General features: G+C 44.4%; 1 protein-coding gene. It reads left to right on the forward strand.

Features of this window, described 5'->3' with window-relative positions; genetic code table 11:
- Nucleotides 1-2,637, forward strand: a 2,637-nt coding sequence (locus tag VB740_RS17830) for a non-ribosomal peptide synthetase (protein WP_323201291.1), incomplete at both ends; no start/stop codon positions are given.

Genomic DNA, 2,637 nt, shown 5'->3' on the forward strand with positions numbered 1-2,637 from the left:
ATATAGCCCCGCGCACGCCAGTCGAAGAAATACTGGCACAAATTTGGTCACAAGTGCTGAAAGTTGAGCTTGTAGGAGTTGATGATAACTTCTTTGAACTTGGCGGACACTCCCTACTAGCAACCCAGTTGGTATCCCGTATCCGCAACATTTTCAAAGTAGAACTATCGTTGCGTAGTTTATTTGCAGAAGCAACAGTAGCTCAATTGGCGCAATCGATACAGCAGCTACAGCAGCAAAATTTAGAACTAACTTCCCCAGCTATCTTAAAGCGGGCAGAGAATGCAGAACTACCACTGTCTTATGCTCAAACAAGGTTGTGGTTTTTAGATCAGTTAAAGCCGAATAGTGCCTCATACAATATTCATGTCGCTTTGCGTTTGCAAGGAAATCTCAATGTTGCAGCCTTAGAACAAAGCTTAATAGAAATAATTCATCGCCACGAAGCATTATGCACCAACTTTATCGCAGTCGATGGAAAACCTTCTCAAATCATTCACACAGCAACAAACTGGACAGTATCAGTTGTTGACTTGCAGCATTTAACCACAAACGAAAAAGAAATAGCTGTTAAGCAATTAGTACAACAAACTATTGAACCATTTGACCTGTCTAGTGAAAGCCTACTAAGAGCAACATTACTAGTACTTTCACAGACAGAACACGTGTTAATAGTGTGTATGCACCATATTGTCTCTGATGGCTGGTCAATGGGTGTGTTTGTTGAAGAACTCATAGCATTGTATAATGCATATTCAATAGATCAAGCCTCACCATTACCATCACTGCCGATTCAGTACGCAGACTTTGCCATCTGGCAGCGAAATTGGTTGGTTGGAGAAGTACTACAAAGCCAATTGAGTTACTGGCAACAACAACTCAAAGACGCGCCGACATTCTTGCCATTACCCACAGACCGACCAAGACCCGCAGTGCAAAGCTTCGCAGGGGAATATCTGGAGTTTGCACTAAGCGAGGAACTCACTACTAAACTGACAAAACTCAGTCAACAGCAAGGAGTGACACTGTTCATGACTCTGTTGGCTAGTTTCAGCACATTACTATACCGCTACACAGGACAATCAGACATTTTGGTGGGGTCTCCCATCGCCAATCGCGATCGCATTGAAATAGAAGGGTTGATTGGCTTTTTTGTCAACACATTAGTTTTACGCACAGATATTTCGGGAAATCCAAGTTTTGACGATTTACTGTTGCGGATACGGTCAATGGCAATGGATGCTTATGCTCATCAAGATTTACCGTTTGAAATGCTGGTGGAAGCATTGCAGCCAGAAAGAGACCTGAGTCACACACCATTGTTCCAGGTGATGTTTGCCTTGCAGAATGCACCCATGCCTAATGTAGAGTTGACTGGGTTAGAGGTGAGTTCATTGCCAATAGAAATCACTACGGCAAAGTTTGATCTTACCTTGGCAATGGAGAATACAGCCACAGGACTAGTGGGAGGGTGGGAGTACAACAGTGACTTGTTTGAGCGCAGCACCATTGAGCGGATGACAGGTCATTTTGTGACAATGCTAGAGGCAATTGTCACCAATCCCCAAGAGCGGATTTCCCAATTGCCATTGTTGACACAACCTGAGCAACAGCAGTTATTAGTTGAGTGGAATGATACACGAGTAGATTATCCCCATGATAAATGTATCCATCAGTTATTTGAGGAGCAGGTGGCGCGTACCCCAGATGCAGTAGCAGTGGTCTTTGAAGACCAACAACTGACATACCAGCAGTTGAATAGTCGTGCTAATCAGTTGGCGCACTACTTGCGCTCATTGGGTGTGGAAGCGGATGTGCTGCTTGGACTGTGTGTAGAGCGCTCAGTGAAAATGGTGGTAGCCCTATTAGGCATTCTGAAGGCGGGTGGGGCATACCTACCACTAGACCCGGAGTATCCTCAAGATCGTCTGAGCTTCATGTTAGAAGATGCTCAAGTTTCTTTACTGCTGACCCAACAGCATCTAGTTGAGAAATTACCTGAACATACTGCAAAGCAAATCCTGTTAGATCAAGTCTGGGAAGAAATTGTCCAAAACAATCAGGATAACCCTAGCAATGGGGTGAAAGCTTTTCATCTAGCGAATGTGATTTACACCAGTGGTTCCACAGGTAAGCCCAAAGGGGTAATGGTTGAGCATCAGGGATTGTGCAACCTAGCTCAAGCACAGATTCAGGTTTTTGACTTGAATTGTCATAGTCGCGTGTTGCAGTTTGCTTCGTTGAGTTTTGATGCTTGCATATCAGAAGTCTTGATGACTTTTGGTTCAGGGGCAACACTTTACTTAGGAACAAAAGACTCTCTCATGCCTGGTATGCCATTAATTGAGCGATTACGCGATTATGGCATTACTCATATCACCCTACCACCATCGGCACTGGGAGTTCTGCCAGTGGAAAAACTTCCAGCGCTGGAAACACTGATTGTGGCTGGAGAAGCTTGTACAGTTGAACTGATGCGGCAATGGTCTACTGTTGCAAACTTTTTCAACGCCTACGGTCCAACGGAAGCCAGTGTCTGTGCCACAATCGCAAAATGCAAGCCTTTCGACCAGAAAATCTCTATTGGTCGGCCAATTGACAATACTCAAATCTACATCTTAGACGAGTATCTGCAAC

Source organism: Nostoc sp. UHCC 0251 (genome assembly GCF_034932245.1).
In the GTDB taxonomy this organism is placed as follows: domain Bacteria; phylum Cyanobacteriota; class Cyanobacteriia; order Cyanobacteriales; family Nostocaceae; genus Nostoc.